Source organism: Dyadobacter jiangsuensis (assembly GCF_003014695.1).
Taxonomy (GTDB): Bacteria; Bacteroidota; Bacteroidia; order Cytophagales; family Spirosomataceae; genus Dyadobacter; species Dyadobacter jiangsuensis.
The window spans coordinates 180,879-198,378 of sequence record NZ_PYAS01000012.1 but is presented as its reverse complement, the minus strand read 5'-3'; the positions used below and the strand labels follow the sequence as shown (position 1 = coordinate 198,378).

Here is a 17,500-nt window from a genome sequence, read left to right as displayed (position 1 = left end):
TCGAATGCCAGCTATACAGATATTGTGCAAAAAATCGGCGGTCGGCGGTCGGCCGTCAGCAATCGCTCACCGCTCCGCGACCGGCACAAAAAGCACCGCGTCGGCCGCCACCGCGCCCGAGGCGCCTTCTGACGAAATGTTGACGGAGGACGCATTGCCTTTGGGCAGATTGAATTTGCCTACGTGGTACCATTCGCCGGAGGTCTGACCTTCTACGACGATGTCTTTTTCGAGCACGGAAATGTTTTTGGTTTCGCCTCCTGCTTTGACCGACAGTTTGATTTCCGACGCCGGTTTGGCCACTTTGGGAAAATAGGCGTAGATCTGGTAATTGCCCGGAGCCGCTATTTCAGGCGTAAAAGTCACCGAGCCTCCATTTTTATCGCTTTCGGAAGTGGAAAGGAACGACGGACCGTAACCTCCTTTCTTAATCTGCTGCCAGTTTCCTTTGACGGACACATTCTTGCTATCCTCATTATCTACCAGTATTTCAGGCGTTTTGCCATTCACGAGCGGGTCCGCTTTCAACTTTGCCTGCAATTTGGCAATGTCGATCTGCTGCACGCTCTTCTTCGAATCGATCGCCATCACGGCTGCAATGGCCGACGACTGCGCGAGTACCATAAACACCGGTTCCATGCGGATAGAACCATAGGCGATGTGCGTTGCAGAAAGGCACACCGGCACCAGCAAGTTGGTACATTCCTTCTCCTTCGGCACCAGTGAGCCGTAAGCGATCGGGTAAGGCCCAAAGCCACCGATCTCGACATTCCCTTCGTTTTTGGCCATGCCATTGATCACAATGCGCTGGATATTATGCGAATCCATCGTGTAGGCCGCCATTCCTACGCCGTCTTTCACTACTTCTTTCCCCTCGCAATTCGCCTGGGTCATGACATAGCTGCCAATCATCCGGCGCGCTTCACGAACGTACAGCTGCGGCGACCAGTTACCGGTTTCCACGTATTCATCTTTGGGATACCCCCATTTCAGCATCGCCTCACGCAGTTCCGCAGGTACGCGCGGGTCGTGCCCGAAGAAATAGAGCAGCCCTTTCGTATAAGTTTCATGCGCTTTGATGATTTCCGCACGCTTTTTGTAATCAGCATCGGGGTAATCGTGGTTCATCCCGATCATGTCGGTTGAGAAGCCGTTGCGGTTATTGATATCCGTTTTGCTGTTCGGCATTTTACTCCAAATGAAGTAGTCGTTCAACGCTTTCCGTTCCGGCTGTTTCGCGATCAGACGTGCGAGTAGCTCGAAATGCGTCGGATCATAACCTTCCGGCTTGGTAATGGGCACCATGTTGGTCGGGTCGGAAGTGAGGCAAATGCGGTAGTTGTAGGCTTGCACCTTTTTATCACCCGTGCCGTTTGGTTCCAGTTTGGCAGGGGATACACCCCACAGCAAACCGCTTTCGGGCTTTCCTTCGATTTTATAAGGATCGATTCCGTCCGGCAGCTGATGCCCTTTCATCAGCTGCACACCGTCGATCGTCTCGTTATAATCGCTGTTCGCTTCGCGGCCGACAGCATATTTCACGCCGGCTTTGGCCATCAGGTCGCCTTCGTACGTACAGTCGAGATATACCTTCGCAGCAATGGTCTGGTTGGTTTTCGCGTCCGGTTTAAGGCTGTTTTCCAACACAATGGACTTGATCTCCGCACCTGATTTGCTGGCGCTGATGACCCGGTTTTGGTAAATAACCTTGATCCCCGCCTCATCCAGATATTGCTGCAAATACTTCTTCGCCACACTCGGCTCGAATGTCCATTGCTCAAATTTGCCGTAATGCTTTCCAATACGGCGGTAAAAATCCCGGGAAAGACCGGTAATGGCATATTTGTTGCCAATATCGGTATATCCAAGACCGCCGGAGGTCATCCCGCCCAGGTGCCCGCCGGGCTCAATGAGCACGACGGTCTTACCCATTTTCTTAGCCGTGTAGGCCGCGATTACCCCGGCCGCTGTCGCCCCGTAAACGCAGACATCCGCCTGTAACGAAGCTGCTGCTGCCGGTTCCATATGGAATCGAAATCCCGACAATAGGAATGCAAACAGACAAGCGAACTGTGCTATTGCTATCTTTTTTCTCATTGTTTTTGAAATGATTAAAAATGCTTAATAACCCGGATTCTGGTCCTTGGCTGTAATGGCCTTGTTGTACAAAATCTCGGAATTCGGGATCGGCCACAGCATGTGCTTTTCGGCGACGACAATGTTTTTTACTTCTAAAATGCGCTGCTTGGCTATTCCTAACCGTTTCAGGTCGTTCCAGCGCTTGCCTTCGTACATGGTTTCGTAGCCCCGCTCCTGCACCACCTTGTCGATGTAGGTTTGCAATGTGGCAAAATCGGCGAGCTTGAAATCGACCGCCGAAGCTGCTTCGGCAGGTTTTCCGTAGGCGCGGCGATGCACTTTGTTGAGACTTTCGAGGCCGTCGGCAGTAGGCTTGCCGTTCGCACGGGCATCCGCTTCTGCGTGGAAAAGAAGCAGGTCGGCATAGCGGTACCAGGGGTAGTCGTTACCTGCGCCGCCGGTGGCGAGCGGATCGCGGTATTTACGGTACAAGAGGGACGTGGTGCCGAGGCCTATGTCCACATTATAAAACATGTGGTTTTTGCGCAAATCCTTGAAATCCCAGTTTTTAATCACCGAATTGGAAACCGAATCGGTGTACTGCGCGTACACACCTCCCGGACCGTAATAGTTGTATTGCCCGATTTTGCGATGCGCGTAACTTACGAGGCCAAAGCCTTGCTGACGCGAATATTTAAAATAGAAAATCTCCTCGCTCGTATTCACTACCTCCGGGCCGTAGATCTTCTGAAAATCCTCCGAAACGCTCACGGCTACCAATGAATACTTCTTGGAATCGATCACCTCTTTGGCCTTCGCACGCGAATCTTCCCATTTTTCGAGGTACAGATACACCTCCGACAGCATGGTTTTCGCAGCCCATTTGGTAGGACGTCCTATTTCCGAAGGGTTGTCGGGAAGCCCGGCTTCGGCCGCCAATGCATCGGCAACAATGAGCTTGTAAACGTCCTCGATGCTCGACCGCGGGATGTCGGCTACCGTCATGTTCTCCTCCGTACGCAGGGGCACGCCCGCCCAGTTGCGCACGAGCGCGAAGTAGATCAGCGCCCGCATGTATTTCGCCTCCGCTACAAATGAAGCCTTCTCGGCATCAGTCATGCTCGTTCCCTTCGGCACATTCGCGATAACCAGGTTCGCATTCCGGATGGATTGGTAAAAGTTGTCCCAAATCGTCGCTACGCGGTTAATGTTCGTATTATCAAGGCCCTGATACAAGCTCACTGGCGTTTGCGTACCTCTTGAATTACCGTAGTCCGCAAGCCCTTCCAGCTGCGCAGGGTAGTTGGTAGAAAGCGCCGGGTCCGTACGCATCGGGCCGTAGATCGCATTGACAGCCGCTTTGGCTTCCGCTGCGGTATTATAAAAATTTTCGGAGGCCAGCGACTTGGGTTTCTCTTCCAGAATATCGGAACAACCCATGCAAACCGCCGCGAAAAACAAACTCGTGAATATCTTTTTCATAATGATGATTTCTCTTTAACCGGTGATTAAACTGACCTTAAAACCCAATTCTGAGCCCCACTGTGGTGGTTTTGGCTACGGGATAAACGTAGTGATCCACGCCCTGCACGATAGAATTGCTGCCTCCATAAGAGTTCACTTCGGGGTCATACCACGAGTATTTGGTAAAAGTGATCAGGTTCTGCCCGCTCACATACACCTGGCCGTATTTCATCCATTTGATATGCAGCTTGGCAACCGGCAGATTGTAGCTCAGCTGGATGTTCTTAAACCGTAGGTAAGAACCATCCTCTACAAATCGGTTTGACATTTGCGCCTGTGAAGAGGTTTTGATAACCGGGTATTTCGCATTGGTATTTTGCGGAGTCCAATGGTCGAGATACACTTCCCGCGGCATATTCAGCGCCTGGCCGTAGTCGTAGCCCTGCCCTTGCGCGCTGAGGTTGAAAATGTCATTGCCTTGCGAGCCCTGGATAAAGAATGTCAGTTCGAAGTTTTTGAACGACATATTCGAGTTCAGGCCATAGGTAAACTTAGGATTGGGATTCCCGATAATCTGTTTGTCGCCCGCGTCGCGGCTGCCGCTGTTGTTGTAATCTTCGTAGGCGATGAAACCTTTGTCGTCATAGCCTTTCTCCACATAACCATAGAATGAACCCAGCGGGTAGCCTTCGCGGAGGATATTGACGTTGTCGTTCACCGCAGCACCGATTGTCTGCCCCAGAATGTCGTTGCCACCATACAGCTTCACGACTTTGTTCTTATTGATCGACAAATTGGTCGACACATTCCATTTGAATGCCCCTTCCAACACGGCGGCATTGATACCGAATTCGAAACCCTTGTTTTGAATTTTTCCGATATTCTGAATGGTAAATGTGTAGCCCAGTGAGGACGGCAGAGCCACATTATTCAGGAGATCCCGGGTATTTTTGATGTAATAATCAGCCGTGACATTGACGCGGTTATTCCAAAGCCCGAGGTCGATACCGAAGTCGGTTTGAGCCGTGGTTTCCCATTTCAGCGAGCCTGCGAGGCGTGTACCAGGTGCATAGGAAGTCATGAATGCATCGCCAAACACAACTTGTCCCGAGTTCAGCTGGTTCAATGTGTAGTAGGGCTGAATGGACGTGTTACCCGTTTCCCCATACCCGGCTCTCAGTTTCAGGTCGGAAATGAATGGGATATTTTTGATAAATTCTTCCTCAGACAAACGCCACGCTAATGCACCGGATGGAAAAAAGCCCCATTTCTGCCCTTCGCTATACCGCGACGAGCCGTCCGCACGGAAGCTGGCTGTGGCGAGGATCTTGTTATTGAAGGTGTAATTAACACGCGCCAGGTAGGAAAGCAATGCCCATTTGGAATAGGACGATACCGGCACACCTTGCGTAGCCGCAGCGCCGATATCGTGCGTTTCCTGATTGTCGCTGATGAAACCGCTGCCGCTCGCTTTCAGGTAATTGGAAGTATAATCCTGATAGGTAAATCCAGCCACCGCCGATAAGCTGTTCTTGCCAAAATCTTTGATATAGCTGATCGTATTTTCACTCAGAATGCTCGTAACCCGCTGCGTTTCGATGGTCGCACTGCCTTTCGAGTTCACGAACTTGGTGGTAGTGTACGCATCTGTCCGGTCGTCGGTGCTTTCTATACCGGCCATGGTTTTGATCTGCAATCCTTTGAAAGGTTCGTAGGTAATCGCTCCATTCGTCAGTATTTTGTTCGATTTAATGACGTCCGATTGCTGGTACAGGAAGTTCAAGGGATTGGTAATTACATTCGAACCCCACGCATAGGCCTCGGCCAATTTCGAATAACTGCCATCGGGAAGCGTGGAAGGAATGGTAGGATAGCCGGAAAGCATAGCCGACATGAGCGTTCCTCCGCGGTTTCCTCGTTCCGAATTTTTGCGGTCGGAATTGATGCGGCTCAGCAGGGAGCTTAGGTCGAATTTGAATTTCTTGCCGATGTCGGAGCTCAGGTTCATGCGCAGCGCATTGCGCACGTAATTGCTCCCGATCACAATACCATCCTGGTTGAAATTACTCGCTGCTACCGAGAAACGGGTCTTTTCATTTCCTCCGTTGACGGTCAATGCATGGTTTTGAACGGGCGCTTTCTGAAACACCAGATCCTGCCAGTCGGTACCTTTGCCGAAACCCGCTATCTGGTCCGCTGTGAAATGCGGCGCAAGGCCATCATTTGCAGCTTGCTCATTGTAAAAATTGGCATATTCGGTCGCATTCATCAAATCCAGCTTCTTGCGGATCGTCTGCACGCCATAATATCCATCGTAGTCGACACTCACGCGGCCGGCCTTTCCCTTTTTGGTCGTGATAAGTACCACGCCATTCGCGCCGCGTGAACCGTAAATAGCGGTAGCGGAAGCGTCCTTTAACACTTCAATGGATTCGATATCCGCATTGTTCAGTAAAGTAGGGTTACCCGAGTAAGGGAAGCCATCTACCACATACAATGGCTCGTTGCTTCCCTGAATGGAGTTCGTGCCCCGCACGCGCACGCTGATGGTACTGCCCGGCGCACCCGTGTTTTGCGACACGTACACACCTGCCGCGCGTCCCGCGAGCGACTGCACGAGGTTCGTAGCCGGATAGGCATTCAATTCCGAGGATTTGATGGAAGAAACCGAGCCGGTAAGGTCGCTCTTCTTGATCTGGCCGTAGCCGATCACGACGATTTCCTGCAACGATTTGTCTTCCAGAAGCAAGGCGATCGTCAGCTCTGTCTGGCTGCCGAGCACAATTTCCTGTGATTTATACCCTACAAAACTGAAAACCAGCACAGAGTTGGGTGCGGCCGTTTCGGGGATTTCGAGCTGGAAGTTACCATCGGGATTGGTGGTAGTACCTGTCTGTGTTCCTTTCAACACGATGCTGACGCCAGGGAGCCCGGTATTCGACTCACCGTCGAGTACTTTTCCAGAAACTGCTCTCTTAGGTGCGTTGGCGGGCAAAGGTTGCCCTGCGGGGGCGTCGGGTGTGGCGTGTTCCAGTCGTCGCAGGATGATGATCTTGCCGGAAACTTCATAGTCGAGGCCCAGCGGCGTGAGAATGTGGTCAAGCGCTTCGTACAAAGGCTTGTCCTTTAATGAAACTGTCACTTTCCGGGCCGATTTGATCAGTTTGGAACTGAACACGAAGCGTACATCGACCTGTTTTTCCACCTGGCTGAGTACCTTTTTAACTTCACTGCCGTTCGCTGTCACCGAAACTTTCTGACTGAGAAGGGATTGCGCGCTACCTTCACGTGCATAACCCGCGACGATAAACACCAAGGCAAGCATGAGTTGAGTAGCTGTCATTCGCATGGTCCACAGTAGTACCCTACGGTACTTTAAAGGTTTTTTCATAGATTTGATTGTTTTGGTAGATTAGGAAATTTGGCAAAACGATCCCTGCCTCCCGCTGGGGAGGATAATGGCGACCAACCTGTCAGGGAATTTTCAGAGCCGGTGATGCGGGAACATTGCCGGCTCTTCTTTTTGGGATAAGCTTTCTGTTTTTTCTGTTCTGATTTAAAGGGTTACGTGATTGTTTCTGATTAATTCCTGCATCCTTTGCTGTGGATGATCACCTGTCCGTCGACGATCTCGTAGCTGGATTCAACGGCCTTGCATATGATATTGAGCTTGTCGTGAAGTGTCTGGTTATCGAGGCGTGCAGTAAGGGGGCAATCTTTCAATAATGCCTCGTCGTAGAGAATATCGATGCCATAAGCCCTGGCGATCGTGTTGAAAACATCGCTGGCAGGCGTGTCTTCAAATTCAAACTGGGGTATTTCGGCTTTGGAAACAACCATCTCAGGTTTTTCTACCAGTGTTTTCACCATTTTCACCTCATTGCGGGCGTAGATGATCTTTTGGTTAGGCGTCAGCACGACTCCCTGAATTTGTTTATCAGCCACTTTTTCCTTCAAATGCGGATCCGATTGCGCAAAAACGGCCACTTTTCCGGTTTTCACTTCCACAGTCACCTCGCGGGAATCGCCATAAGCCTTAATACGGAAACTAGTACCCAACACTTTCGTAACCAAGCCATTGGCATACACCAGAAACGGATGCTCGGGATCTTTGGTAATGTCAAAAAATGCTTCACCTTCCAGAAAAACCTCCCGTCGCTCCCCGTCAAATCGCTCGGGATAGCGAATGCGGCCTTTCGGGGCGAGGCTGATTTTACTGCCGTCGCTCAATGCAAGTTCGATAGTTTGGGAAGTTGAATTGGTTTTTTCCGTCAAAGTGCCCTTGTGCTCGATCATGCTATCCTGCTGGCCAAGTTCCGGTTTTTCCTCCCTCTTGATCATCACCGAATACACGGCCCAGCCCGCCAGCATGATCAATGCGACCGAAGCCGCAAATTGCATCCAGGGAATGGAAAACGCCGGTACCAGGCGACGCGGCGCCCGGGCCGAATCCTCATTTGCTTCCGTAATCCGGCCGACGGTCTGCTTCACCACCTGGTTGATCTCCACGTCGTCGATCTCGGGCTCGTGCAGGCGAAGGGAAAGCACAATGGCCTTGGCTTGTTCCACTTTTTCGAGCATTTCGGGGTTGGCGTCAATCCAGTCATCCCAAAGCGCTTCGGTTTCAGAGGTGGGCGACAATGTCCATTGGCGAAAGAAATCGTCCCAGACAAAGTCTTCAACAGAAAAATCGTTGTAGCGGTCCATACCAGTTCATTGTGTCTAAATGTGTATAGACAACACCCGGCACGGGATACCAATAATTTTTAAATTATTTCTTCAAAAAAGAACAAAAACCAACTGAGTAGCTGATGGAGTGTGGATTAGAAGAGAAAATGCAGCAGAAAAAATATCAGAAACTCGGCTTTCCAATGCGTTTTCAAATGCCGGATCGCGATTTGGAGCAGGTTGGAAACCGTCTGTGGCGACACAGCCATTACTTCGGCGATCTGCTCACGGCTGAGTTCCTGGAAGAATTTAAGGTACACCACTTCCTTCTGCCGGCGGGGCAGCGCATTGATGAGCTTTTGTAAATGATGCGTGCGGGAATGGGTCGCTTCGTTGCGGATGTAATCGTCCTCCACCGAAAACTCGATCTCGAAATAATCGTCCTCGTCCTGCAAAGCTTCCCCGCCTACCCATGTGCGCGAGGACACCTGCCTGTGCATCAGGCGCCTGAGCGACGCCATCAGGTAGGGCTTCACGGCTGCATCGGGATTGAGGTTATCCCGCTTTTCCCACAACACCAGAAACAAGTCCTGAATACTGTCCTTTACCAACTCGCGGTCCTTGGAAAATTTGCTTCCATACCTGAAAAGCAGGCGAAAATTGTCGGACATCAGCTTTTCGAATGCCCGCACCTCCCCCGCCAGGAAATCCTGCCAGAGCACGCGATCTTCCGGAAAAGGGGATGTTGAATTCATAACTTGTTGAAAGGGACGACTAAATAAGTCAAACTAAACGGCAAACTCAATATATTTTACAAGATTAGTTTAATTGAATCAGGTTATCGTCCTATCCGAATCTTTACTCGATCATCACTTTAACTGCCTGTTCCTGACCGTCCTGATTTTGAAATTGCAAAATATAAATGCCCGACGCCGGCGGGCTTAGCGGTTTCAGGCTTAGCTTGCCCGCCGTTTCCATCACCGTTTTCGATGGCAGCACCCTTCCATTCAAATCGATCAGACGAAGCGAAGAAGCATTTACCCCTTTTGCAGAGAGTGTGATATGGTCCCTTTTCGCAGGATTCGGGGCGACCATCGCATTTTCGGTATCCGGCTTCGGCCTCCCGTCGTCGATGGATATTTCATCGATCCGGATTTTACCCACGCCGTTGCGGTAGCGCATTTCGAAATTGGAAAGTTTGGTTTTGGAATAGGCTGATGCGCCCGGATAAGCCTTTGCAGCTCTGACGACAGGTTCGCCATCTACCCACAAATCATATGTGCCAGGCAAGGCTGTTTCCTCGGCAGACAATGCATTCACACGATAAGTCAAAGGCTCTTTAGAATTATTCAGAATCCAGGTGAGGGTAACCAGCTTCTTTTCGGAATACGTTCTGCTCACTTGCCGGGTTTCGAGATCTTTGATATTGAAACCGTCTTCGAGAAAATTGACCGAGCATTTGGCGAACATCAGGCCATTGCCGGGAAATGAGTTGTTGACCGGGTTAAAATCTTCGCCCACATAAAAATACATCGCATTCAATGCAGGTGCCTGAATACCTTCGACGCTCAATGCGATGCGAACGACCAGCGTCTCGGTGTTTGGAGTGAATGGGGTAGCACGCATGGCACGTATAATACCCCCCGTTGCCGAATCGAGCCGGCTGCGAGTCAGTTCCATATAGCCCTTGTGAAACTTGTGGTAAGAAAGCGCGGGAGCCGTGAGAATGACGTGGCTGAACTGCCCGGTATCGGGCTGCGGGTTGATCAGCGCAGTGGTCTGACTGAAATCCTGGTGAAAGTATGTCGTTTGAGCGCTGCCGGCTGACGATGCCAGCAGCGCTAATGCGAAAGTAAAGTATCTTTTTAGCATAAACTGAATTGTAGTTTATGCTTTTAGACGTCGGAGGTCTGGAATGGTAACGCTTTGTAGAAGTAATTTTTTTTGCCACCGCAGCGGCGGACCGTGAAGGCACGAAGTTACACGAATGTCTCTTCGTGTAACTTCGTGCCTTCGTGGCATTAAGACTAATGACTACGCCCAGCCTCCCTTACTTTTTCAAGCTCCGCGGCCATCGCCTTCACTTTGGCCGGGTACTTATCCGCTATATTGTTTTTCTCCCCAATATCCTTACTCAAATCATAAAGTTGTGCCTTCGGATTAGCCCCCGTCTCTATATTGGTAAGCTCGGCAACTGCCTTGCCTTCACGCGGTTCGATGTATTTCCAATTGCCTTGCGTGATCGATAATGCACCGCCTTGCTTGATTAACCAGCTACGGCCGGTTTGGCTTTTGCCTAACATGGCGTCTATCACATTAAAACTATCCACAGCCTCCTCGCTTCCGGTTTTTTGCTGAAAGAAACTGGCGAAGGACGCCATCATATCGATCTGGCAGATCAATGCGTCCGAAACTGTCCCGGGCTTGATCGCCTGCGGCCAACGGGCCAGCCAAGGCACCCTGGTACCACCCTCAAATGCACTGTATTTCCCACCACGCAGCGGACCGGCAGCGCTATGGCCTTTCGCCAGTTCTACGGCGCGATCGGCATAGCCGTCGTCGAGTACCGGGCCGTTATCGCTTGAAAAAATAACCAGCGTATTTTCCGAGATTTTGAGCTCGTCGAGCTTCTTCAATATCTCTCCTACCGTCCAATCCATTTGCAGGATCACGTCGCCGCGCAAGCCCATTTTGCTTTTGCCTTTGAACTGCGTGCTGGGCATTCGGGGAACGTGAATGTCGTTTAGCGAGAAATACAGGAAGAATGGACTCTTGCGATTATCCTCGATGAATTGCTCCGCCTTGCTCAGGAACACGTGCGCAACTTCCTCGTCGGTCCAGCGGGCTTGCTTACCACCCGTCATCCAGCCGATGCGGCCGATGCCATTTACGATCGTGTTGTTATGCCCGTGATTCGGCGAAGCCGGGAGTTTCAGCAGTTCGGGATTTTCGAGCCCTGTCGGTTCGTTGCCTATTTTTTTAGAATAATCGACTTCAATAGGGTCATTCGGATCGAGGTCCTGCACATCGTGATTTTCCACGAAAACCGTCGGAACACGGTCGGAAGTGGCAGGAAAGAAGAATGCGTAATCAAAGCCCACCTCATTCGGGCCTTTGGTAATGGGTTTATTCCAATTGATTTGCTTGTTGGTTTCGCCCAGGCCAAGGTGCCACTTGCCGACCGAGCCGGTTTTATAACCCGCATTTTGAAAAATAGCCGGCAGGGTCAGTTGATTCGTCGGGATGATCAGCGACGCGTCACCGGGAAGCACGCCGGTACCTTTTTGCCGCCAGGGATACTTGCCCGTCATGAGCGCGAAGCGCGAGGGCGTACACGTGGCGGAGCTCGCATGCGCGTTCGTAAAGCGGATACCTTCCTTTGCCAGTCGATCGAGATTGGGCGTACTGATTTTCGTGGCGCCATAGGCACTCAGGTCGCCATAACCGACATCGTCGGCGTAAATAAAAATGACATTGGGCTTGGATTGCTTTTTCTGCGCCTTTACCACGAATGGCGAAAGCAAGGCCGCTGCGAACAGCCACGCAGCAGATAGAGAGTACTTTAATTTCATAAGGTTGGGGTTAAGAATTCCGGCCGTGAAGATATTGATTCAGCTCGACTTTGCCGGTTGAAAAGAGAAAGTTTACCCTGGGAGGCATTTTTGAAAATAATGTAACCGGCTGATAAACGGATTTGGAAAGCCGGGACTGGAATGCGTAACGTTGTAATATTACACCACTATGCTATGGACATATCCTATTACAGTTTTAACACACTGTGTAACTAATAAACATTTATCAATATGAATAATCCCGGTATCAGATTAAAAAACAAGAAAAAGAAGGCGTCGAAATCCAGTTCTGTTGGCATTATCGGCGACTATGCGACTATTGAGGAGCTCATTGAGGTGAAGAAAGCTCAATTAATTAAGACGGTGCCGATGCTCGATTTATCGGTGCTTGTTCAGCATCTGGGTAAAAATCAAACGCCCTGCTAGCTGTGCAGCGAGCAGGGGCGTTTGATCCTCTTGGCTTCCTGAATTAATCCTATTTAGCAGCAGTCAGCTTCTTAATCAAATCCACCTCAGCCTGCTTGTAAGGCGTTCCGTCTTTTCTGAAAATATCGTGGAACCACAGGTCCGGCTCTTTGGTGTAGGTCTTTTTCCAGCTATCCCAAGGGTAAATGGTTTGCGATTTGCCGTCTACAAGCCCCCAGTTGATGGCGCCGACGTTGTATTTCTTGGCAACAGGCAAAGATGTTTCGAAGAAGCTGCCGTTTCCACGCGACATGTATTCTGTGCAAATCAAAGGGCGACCGTACGGTTCCAGCCATTCAATGCGCTTCTCAAATTCCTGCGCGTTTTCGTAGTTGTGGAATGTAATAACATCCGACTGTTCAATCTGCGCTTTTTCGATCGGTTTCAGCTTTTCTGGTGATGACCAGTCGCCTGCCCAGACGCCAGATGACAGCGGCTGAGAAGGATTCACCGAACGCGCCCATTCGAATGATTTTACCATAAGCGGCAATACATAGTCCACTTTGTTCGGCAATTCCACTTTACCGTAGGAACTGTTGTTGGTGTTATCCGGCTCGTTCCAGATATCCCACATCAATACCCGGTCGTCGTTCGCAAATGCGGCAACGGTACCTTTCACGTATCTTTCCAGGCGTGGGTATTGCGTGCTATCCTTCAATGCATCAAAACCTGGGTTTTGTACCCAGCCGGAGTTGTGGACACCGGGCTTAGGATCGCGCTGTTTGCCCAGTTTTGGGAACGGATCCCAGCAGGAATCGAACAGTACGAGAACTGGTTTGATATGGTGTTTTTTCGTGATGTTCAGAAATGTGTCGAGGCGTTTGATAAACCCGGCGGAATCTTGCTGATAAAGCAGATCGTGCAGGTATACGCGCATGGTGTTCATACCGATATTCTGCGCCCAGCCGAGTTCTTTATCGATGGTAGCCGTGTCGAACGACTCCGCCTGGAACATTTCGAGCTGGTTGATAGCCGTGCTGGGCAGGAAATCGGCGCCTACCAGCCAACCTTGCTTGCCATACCACTCCTTGGCTTGCTCTTTGGTCCATATTTCGCGGCCAGCGGCGGCTTGTTCCTGGGCCGCAGCTTCTTCTTTTTTCTCGTCGGCTTTCTTGGCGCAGTTCTGCAACATGAGGCAGGCCGCAACAGCCCAGATCGTCGTTTTTAACAATTTCATCAGGTGTTTAGAATTGGTTTCGTTATTTAAAAAGCGGTGCAGGCCGGTTTTCTATGCTTGGCCCTGCATTGGAAATTTCGGGCCAGCCGTTTTTCCAGGTCAATTTGTCCAGCATCAGCACGCGCCGGTTTGCGCCGCTGGAAACCCGCGGTTCTGCCTTGCTGATGGCATGGTACAACAGCCAGTCGGCACCTGCATCGTCGGTAACCCAGCGTGCATTATGCCCCGGCCCGGCATACACATCATTTCCATGGAGCAATAAAGTACCGGTACCGCGTTCTTTCAAGTCCTTACCCTCCTGATCCAGAAACGGCCCGAAAATGGATTTCGAACGGCCCATTCTCACATGGTACTTACTTTTCTCAAACTCGCAGCAGCTTTCCTTCGACCCAAGGAAATAATAGTAATCACCTTTTTTCTGGATCATCACTGCCTCGAAATCACCGGCAGCCACTTTGACTTTCTTCGAGAGATCGGGTACCGATTTGCCATCGGTGGACAATTCCACGCCGTAAGTACCCTGCGTTGGCTTATCGCTGAAACTGCCCCAGAACACATATTTTTTACCGTCGGCTTCGAGATAAAACGGATCGATCGAGTTGGGAACTTCTACGTCCCGGCTATCGAACAGTTTTCCCTGATCCACGAACGGGCCCACCGGGGAGTCCGCTATCGCAAGGCCCACGCCCGGATTCACATCACCCCAGGTCGAATAGGCGTAATACATGTGGTATTTACCATTTACTTTCACCACGTCGGGTGCCCAGATGCCTCCCTTTTCCTTCCAGGCAGGCTTTCTAGTGAATGCTTCCTTGACGTAATCCCAATGCACCAGGTCTTTGGAACGGACAGTGGGAATCAGCCGTGAACCATTGCCGTCTCCCCAATCGTCCTGCGTACCGTAGGCGTAAAAGTAGCCGTCGTCGGCTTTGACCACCGTCGGGTCGGCGAGAATGGGTTCGAAAACCGGGTTTTTATATTCCTTGTCTCCGGGACCGGGCCTATCCGGTCCGGAACCATCCGGTCCGGGACCATCCAGTCCGGGACACGTCAGAATCAGGGGTAATAGCAGTGATAAGAGTGGTCTGATCATCTCAGGTTTGGTTAATATCGTTATTCGAGCCAGATAATCTGGGTAAATGCGCCATTGGCAGCCACATCCCATAGTTCAACCCGCAACCATTTCCGGCCTTTCAGGTTTTGGGTAAATTTAAAACTCTTCTGACCGAATGCTTGTGTGTCGTTCAAATTAATGATGTCGTGAAAAACATCCTTGCCATCGCCGGAAATCACTTCGGCGCGGTTGAGCGGGAAAGTCCATTTGGCGTCGAGGCTAATCTCCACATTCCCTTTTGCATCCGGCTTCGCGGTTTCACCTACCACGGCATTATTCACCTTAAATGCAGGGATTAAAACTTCGCCGGTAGTTACGAAAAACTTCCCTTTCCGCATCGCATCCAACACCGGCTGCCAGCCTTCCTCGAATTTCGGAAGCTGGTCGAGTTGCAGATAATTGACATTCAAATGCCCGTATAACTCGTAATTTGGCTCAATACGGAACAAATCCGCCTCGGCGAGGACATTCTTTTTGTAGCCCCAGTTGGCCATATCGTCCATCAGATCGAGCACGCGTTTACCGAGTTTGGGTTGGGATAAATCAGCCGGCATGGCCTTCCAGGCAGCGCCCAGGAAATGATCGGATTTATAGAATGCCTCGTCCTTATGTTTATCGGGAAACCCGGTAGACCCTTTCGTGCGCGCATGTGCCGTCCACGCAAGGCCGTTTTCCATTTCCAATAGTTTCAGCATTTCTTCTTTGTTGCCAATACGGTAAACTTTGCCGTATTCGGGATGGTCTTCCACAAACGGCTGGTCCTTCTCCCGCGACATGAGCCAGTAAACGGGTTTTGGAAAAATATTCATCCAATGCCCCCCAAAAAAGTTATTGGGTTCCTCACCGGGCAGTAACAGGAAATTGCCGCCCGAAAGCCGTGCACATTCGGCAAACATCATTTTCAGCTCCGGCCAGCGCTTCGCCTCGGGGCCCCGCGGGCTTCCCGGACCATGAAATTCGGCCAAATGCACGATGTTCAAGCCCGTATTCCTGAATGCCTTTACAAATCCGGGCATATCCGGCAGCGGCTTACGCGTGAGCACATCATCCACGTGCTCCTGGTGAAAGTGGCTCGACATCGTGTAGTAACCCGGCAGCGGCTCATACTTATCCGAATGCGTAAATGCTTTCACGTTTTCCAGCACTTTCCCGTCTCTCTCGCGGCTCAGCAAGCAAAAGAAATTGTAACGCTGCTGCGTCCCCGGAGGCGCATTGAACCACGGTACCCAGCGACGGTCACCCAGCAAATCGTGGCGGATACCGATGCCGAAACCCGGCAGCAGGTTCCGGTAATTCTCACCGTACCAGATGTGTTCGAGGTTGTAGCAATTATCCAGCGGATAAAAATACTGGTGCGGCGCCGGGAAAACAGCCAGGTTGCCTTCCTTTCCCTGACCGATGATTGTCCGGTACTTCACGGCCATCATTTCGACGGTATCCATTTTGGCGACCGCCACATTTCGCATGAAATCCTCGGTATCAGCCCAGAAAAGCTTCTGCCACGGTGTTTCACGCGACGTCAGCCCGACATCGTAAATCACAGCCAACGAATCGACGTTGGTCGACATTACAGCCGCGACGTTCATCAACGGACTGCCATTGTACAATGTGAATTGAATAGCACCCGAAAATGGCCCGGCTTGGGCGCCGCTCACGGTAATTTCCGTGCGGGAGCCATTGCTCGCCACTTTTACATCTGTTTTGTCGAGTTTCACCGCGTAGCTCTGGTATTTCAGGTAAGCGGTTTTATCGAAGAAAATATTCCAGCCATTCTGCGAAACGAGGTCGCGCTTGCCTACCGTGAGGATAATGGCAGGGTCCAGGTTGCGGGCGATGGTATACTGCTTTTCCTTTGTACCAATGCCCAGGCTGCCTATCAGCGGGTTTGTTTTGTTTAAATCAATGGAAACCTTTCCGGTCTCCGCATTGCCGGCGGGCCATTCGATATTCAGCATAGCTTCGCTGACGCTCGCCTGAACGCCGCTTTTCTTGTCAAAACCCTTTAAATCCACAGGCACCTGCGCGTGCAGCGCGGCGGAGATGGTCAACAAGAAAACAACCAGGATGTTACGCATTGATAGCTGAGTGTGTTGGAACAAACATTTTATGGTAGAAGGCGAGCCCTTCTTCGGCGAGTTCGTCGGCGCTGTTGGCCAATGGCCGCCAGATGCAAGCCGCGCGCGCGAGTTCTTTGGAGGGTTGTCCGAAGGTTTCGATCACCACCGCACCGTCATAACCGATTTCGGTCAGCGCTTCCTGAATGCCCTGCCATTCCAGATGACCGGTTCCCGGCGTACCGCGATCGCTTTCGTTGCCTTGTACATGACAAAGCAATTCTTTCCCGATTTTCCTGATCGAAGCCGGAATATCTTTTTCCTCGATATTCGAATGGAAAGTATCGAGCACGATTTTCAGGTTCGGATTTCCTACCTCTTCCAAAATCGACAGTGCCTGATCGACCGTGTTGACCATGTCGGTTTCAAAGCGGTTCAGCGGCTCCAAACCGAGTGTTACGCCGCAATCTCCGGCGATTTGACTTACTTCTTTCAGAATATCCACACACCATTCACGCTCCTGCTTTTTCTGCTCTGGGGAAACAATGCGTGTTTTGCCTACTGCCGAATACAATGGCCCGCCGAATAACGGGCTTCCCATTTGCTCCGCAATACGTATGCAATCGATAATGTACTGCTTCCCGATCTTGCGGAATGCCGGATCGGTACTTGAAATATCCCGCTCGGGCCCGAATGCACCGCTGATGGTGATTTTCAAGTCGAGGTCGCGGGCGGTCTCTTTAATGAGCTTCCAGTCGATAATCCGGGTATCTTCCACGGCTATTTCGATGATGTCGTAACCCATGTTTTTGACCTTGGCAAGGAGGTCTATATTGGCCGTCGAAAACGGCGATACCCAGATGAATGTGCTGGCTCCGAATAGCATAAGGGGTCAGGTTTTAGCAAA

General features: G+C 50.9%; 12 protein-coding genes. 1 reads left to right on the top strand and 11 read right to left on the bottom strand.

Annotated elements, in window-relative coordinates; all coding sequences use genetic code 11:
• Positions 1-66: 66 nt before the first annotated feature.
• From CLV60_RS23620 to CLV60_RS23590, 7 genes are all read right to left on the bottom strand, one after another.
• Positions 67-2,097, bottom strand: coding sequence for an FAD-dependent oxidoreductase (locus tag CLV60_RS23620; RefSeq protein ID WP_106597843.1), 2,031 nt, complete (start codon positions 2,095-2,097; stop codon positions 67-69).
• 24 nt (positions 2,098-2,121) lie between these two features.
• Positions 2,122-3,561 carry a RagB/SusD family nutrient uptake outer membrane protein gene (locus CLV60_RS23615; protein WP_106597842.1) on the bottom strand — a complete coding sequence of 480 codons (1,440 nt, stop codon included), beginning with the start codon at positions 3,559-3,561 and terminating at the stop codon, positions 2,122-2,124.
• 37 nt (positions 3,562-3,598) lie between these two features.
• Positions 3,599-6,934, bottom strand: coding sequence for a TonB-dependent receptor (locus CLV60_RS23610; RefSeq protein ID WP_310589396.1), 3,336 nt, complete (start codon positions 6,932-6,934; stop codon positions 3,599-3,601).
• 191 nt (positions 6,935-7,125) lie between these two features.
• Positions 7,126-8,250, bottom strand: coding sequence for a FecR family protein (locus tag CLV60_RS23605; protein ID WP_106597840.1), 1,125 nt, complete (start codon positions 8,248-8,250; stop codon positions 7,126-7,128).
• Between the two features lie 116 nt (positions 8,251-8,366).
• Positions 8,367-8,966: an RNA polymerase sigma factor gene (locus tag CLV60_RS23600; RefSeq protein WP_106597839.1), complete on the bottom strand. Its 600-nt coding sequence runs from the start codon at positions 8,964-8,966 to the stop codon at positions 8,367-8,369.
• 103 nt (positions 8,967-9,069) lie between these two features.
• The gene (locus CLV60_RS23595) at positions 9,070-10,083 is read right to left on the bottom strand and encodes a T9SS type A sorting domain-containing protein (protein WP_106597838.1); all 1,014 of its coding nucleotides are present in this window, start codon (positions 10,081-10,083) and stop codon (positions 9,070-9,072) included.
• Positions 10,084-10,238: 155 nt separating this feature from the next.
• Positions 10,239-11,783 (bottom strand): sulfatase family protein, encoded by a 1,545-nt coding sequence (locus CLV60_RS23590; RefSeq protein ID WP_106597837.1) that lies wholly within the window; start codon positions 11,781-11,783, stop codon positions 10,239-10,241.
• 231 nt (positions 11,784-12,014) lie between these two features.
• Between CLV60_RS23590 and CLV60_RS23585 the strand changes: the two genes are divergently transcribed.
• Complete coding sequence (locus CLV60_RS23585; protein WP_106597836.1) at positions 12,015-12,209, top strand: hypothetical protein; 195 nt, start codon at positions 12,015-12,017, stop codon at positions 12,207-12,209.
• A gap of 49 nt (positions 12,210-12,258) precedes the next feature.
• Here CLV60_RS23585 and CLV60_RS23580 read toward each other — a convergent pair whose 3' ends face one another.
• From CLV60_RS23580 to CLV60_RS23565, 4 genes are read right to left on the bottom strand one after another with little or no spacing between them, the layout of a single operon-like run.
• On the bottom strand, positions 12,259-13,425 hold the full coding sequence (locus CLV60_RS23580; RefSeq protein WP_106597835.1) for a cellulase family glycosylhydrolase: 1,167 nt from the start codon (positions 13,423-13,425) through the stop codon (positions 12,259-12,261).
• A gap of 22 nt (positions 13,426-13,447) precedes the next feature.
• Positions 13,448-14,518, bottom strand: coding sequence for a DUF5005 domain-containing protein (locus CLV60_RS23575; RefSeq protein ID WP_106597834.1), 1,071 nt, complete (start codon positions 14,516-14,518; stop codon positions 13,448-13,450).
• Between the two features lie 20 nt (positions 14,519-14,538).
• The gene (locus tag CLV60_RS23570; protein ID WP_106597833.1) at positions 14,539-16,614 is read right to left on the bottom strand and encodes a CehA/McbA family metallohydrolase domain-containing protein; all 2,076 of its coding nucleotides are present in this window, start codon (positions 16,612-16,614) and stop codon (positions 14,539-14,541) included.
• Complete coding sequence (locus CLV60_RS23565; protein WP_106597832.1) at positions 16,607-17,479, bottom strand: sugar phosphate isomerase/epimerase family protein; 873 nt, start codon at positions 17,477-17,479, stop codon at positions 16,607-16,609. The genes CLV60_RS23570 and CLV60_RS23565 overlap by 8 nt, the downstream gene beginning before the upstream one ends.
• Positions 17,480-17,500: the final 21 nt, after the last annotated feature.

Coding starts and splice junctions, on each gene's coding strand:
- CLV60_RS23620 (WP_106597843.1), bottom strand. CDS start 2,097: ATGAGAAAAAAGATAGCAATAGCACAGTTCGCTTGTCTGTTTGCATTC.
- CLV60_RS23615 (WP_106597842.1), bottom strand. CDS start 3,561: ATGAAAAAGATATTCACGAGTTTGTTTTTCGCGGCGGTTTGCATGGGT.
- CLV60_RS23610 (WP_310589396.1), bottom strand. CDS start 6,934: ATGAAAAAACCTTTAAAGTACCGTAGGGTACTACTGTGGACCATGCGA.
- CLV60_RS23605 (WP_106597840.1), bottom strand. CDS start 8,250: ATGGACCGCTACAACGATTTTTCTGTTGAAGACTTTGTCTGGGACGAT.
- CLV60_RS23600 (WP_106597839.1), bottom strand. CDS start 8,966: ATGAATTCAACATCCCCTTTTCCGGAAGATCGCGTGCTCTGGCAGGAT.
- CLV60_RS23595 (WP_106597838.1), bottom strand. CDS start 10,083: ATGCTAAAAAGATACTTTACTTTCGCATTAGCGCTGCTGGCATCGTCA.
- CLV60_RS23590 (WP_106597837.1), bottom strand. CDS start 11,783: ATGAAATTAAAGTACTCTCTATCTGCTGCGTGGCTGTTCGCAGCGGCC.
- CLV60_RS23585 (WP_106597836.1), top strand. CDS start 12,015: ATGAATAATCCCGGTATCAGATTAAAAAACAAGAAAAAGAAGGCGTCG.
- CLV60_RS23580 (WP_106597835.1), bottom strand. CDS start 13,425: ATGAAATTGTTAAAAACGACGATCTGGGCTGTTGCGGCCTGCCTCATG.
- CLV60_RS23575 (WP_106597834.1), bottom strand. CDS start 14,518: ATGATCAGACCACTCTTATCACTGCTATTACCCCTGATTCTGACGTGT.
- CLV60_RS23570 (WP_106597833.1), bottom strand. CDS start 16,614: ATGCGTAACATCCTGGTTGTTTTCTTGTTGACCATCTCCGCCGCGCTG.
- CLV60_RS23565 (WP_106597832.1), bottom strand. CDS start 17,479: ATGCTATTCGGAGCCAGCACATTCATCTGGGTATCGCCGTTTTCGACG.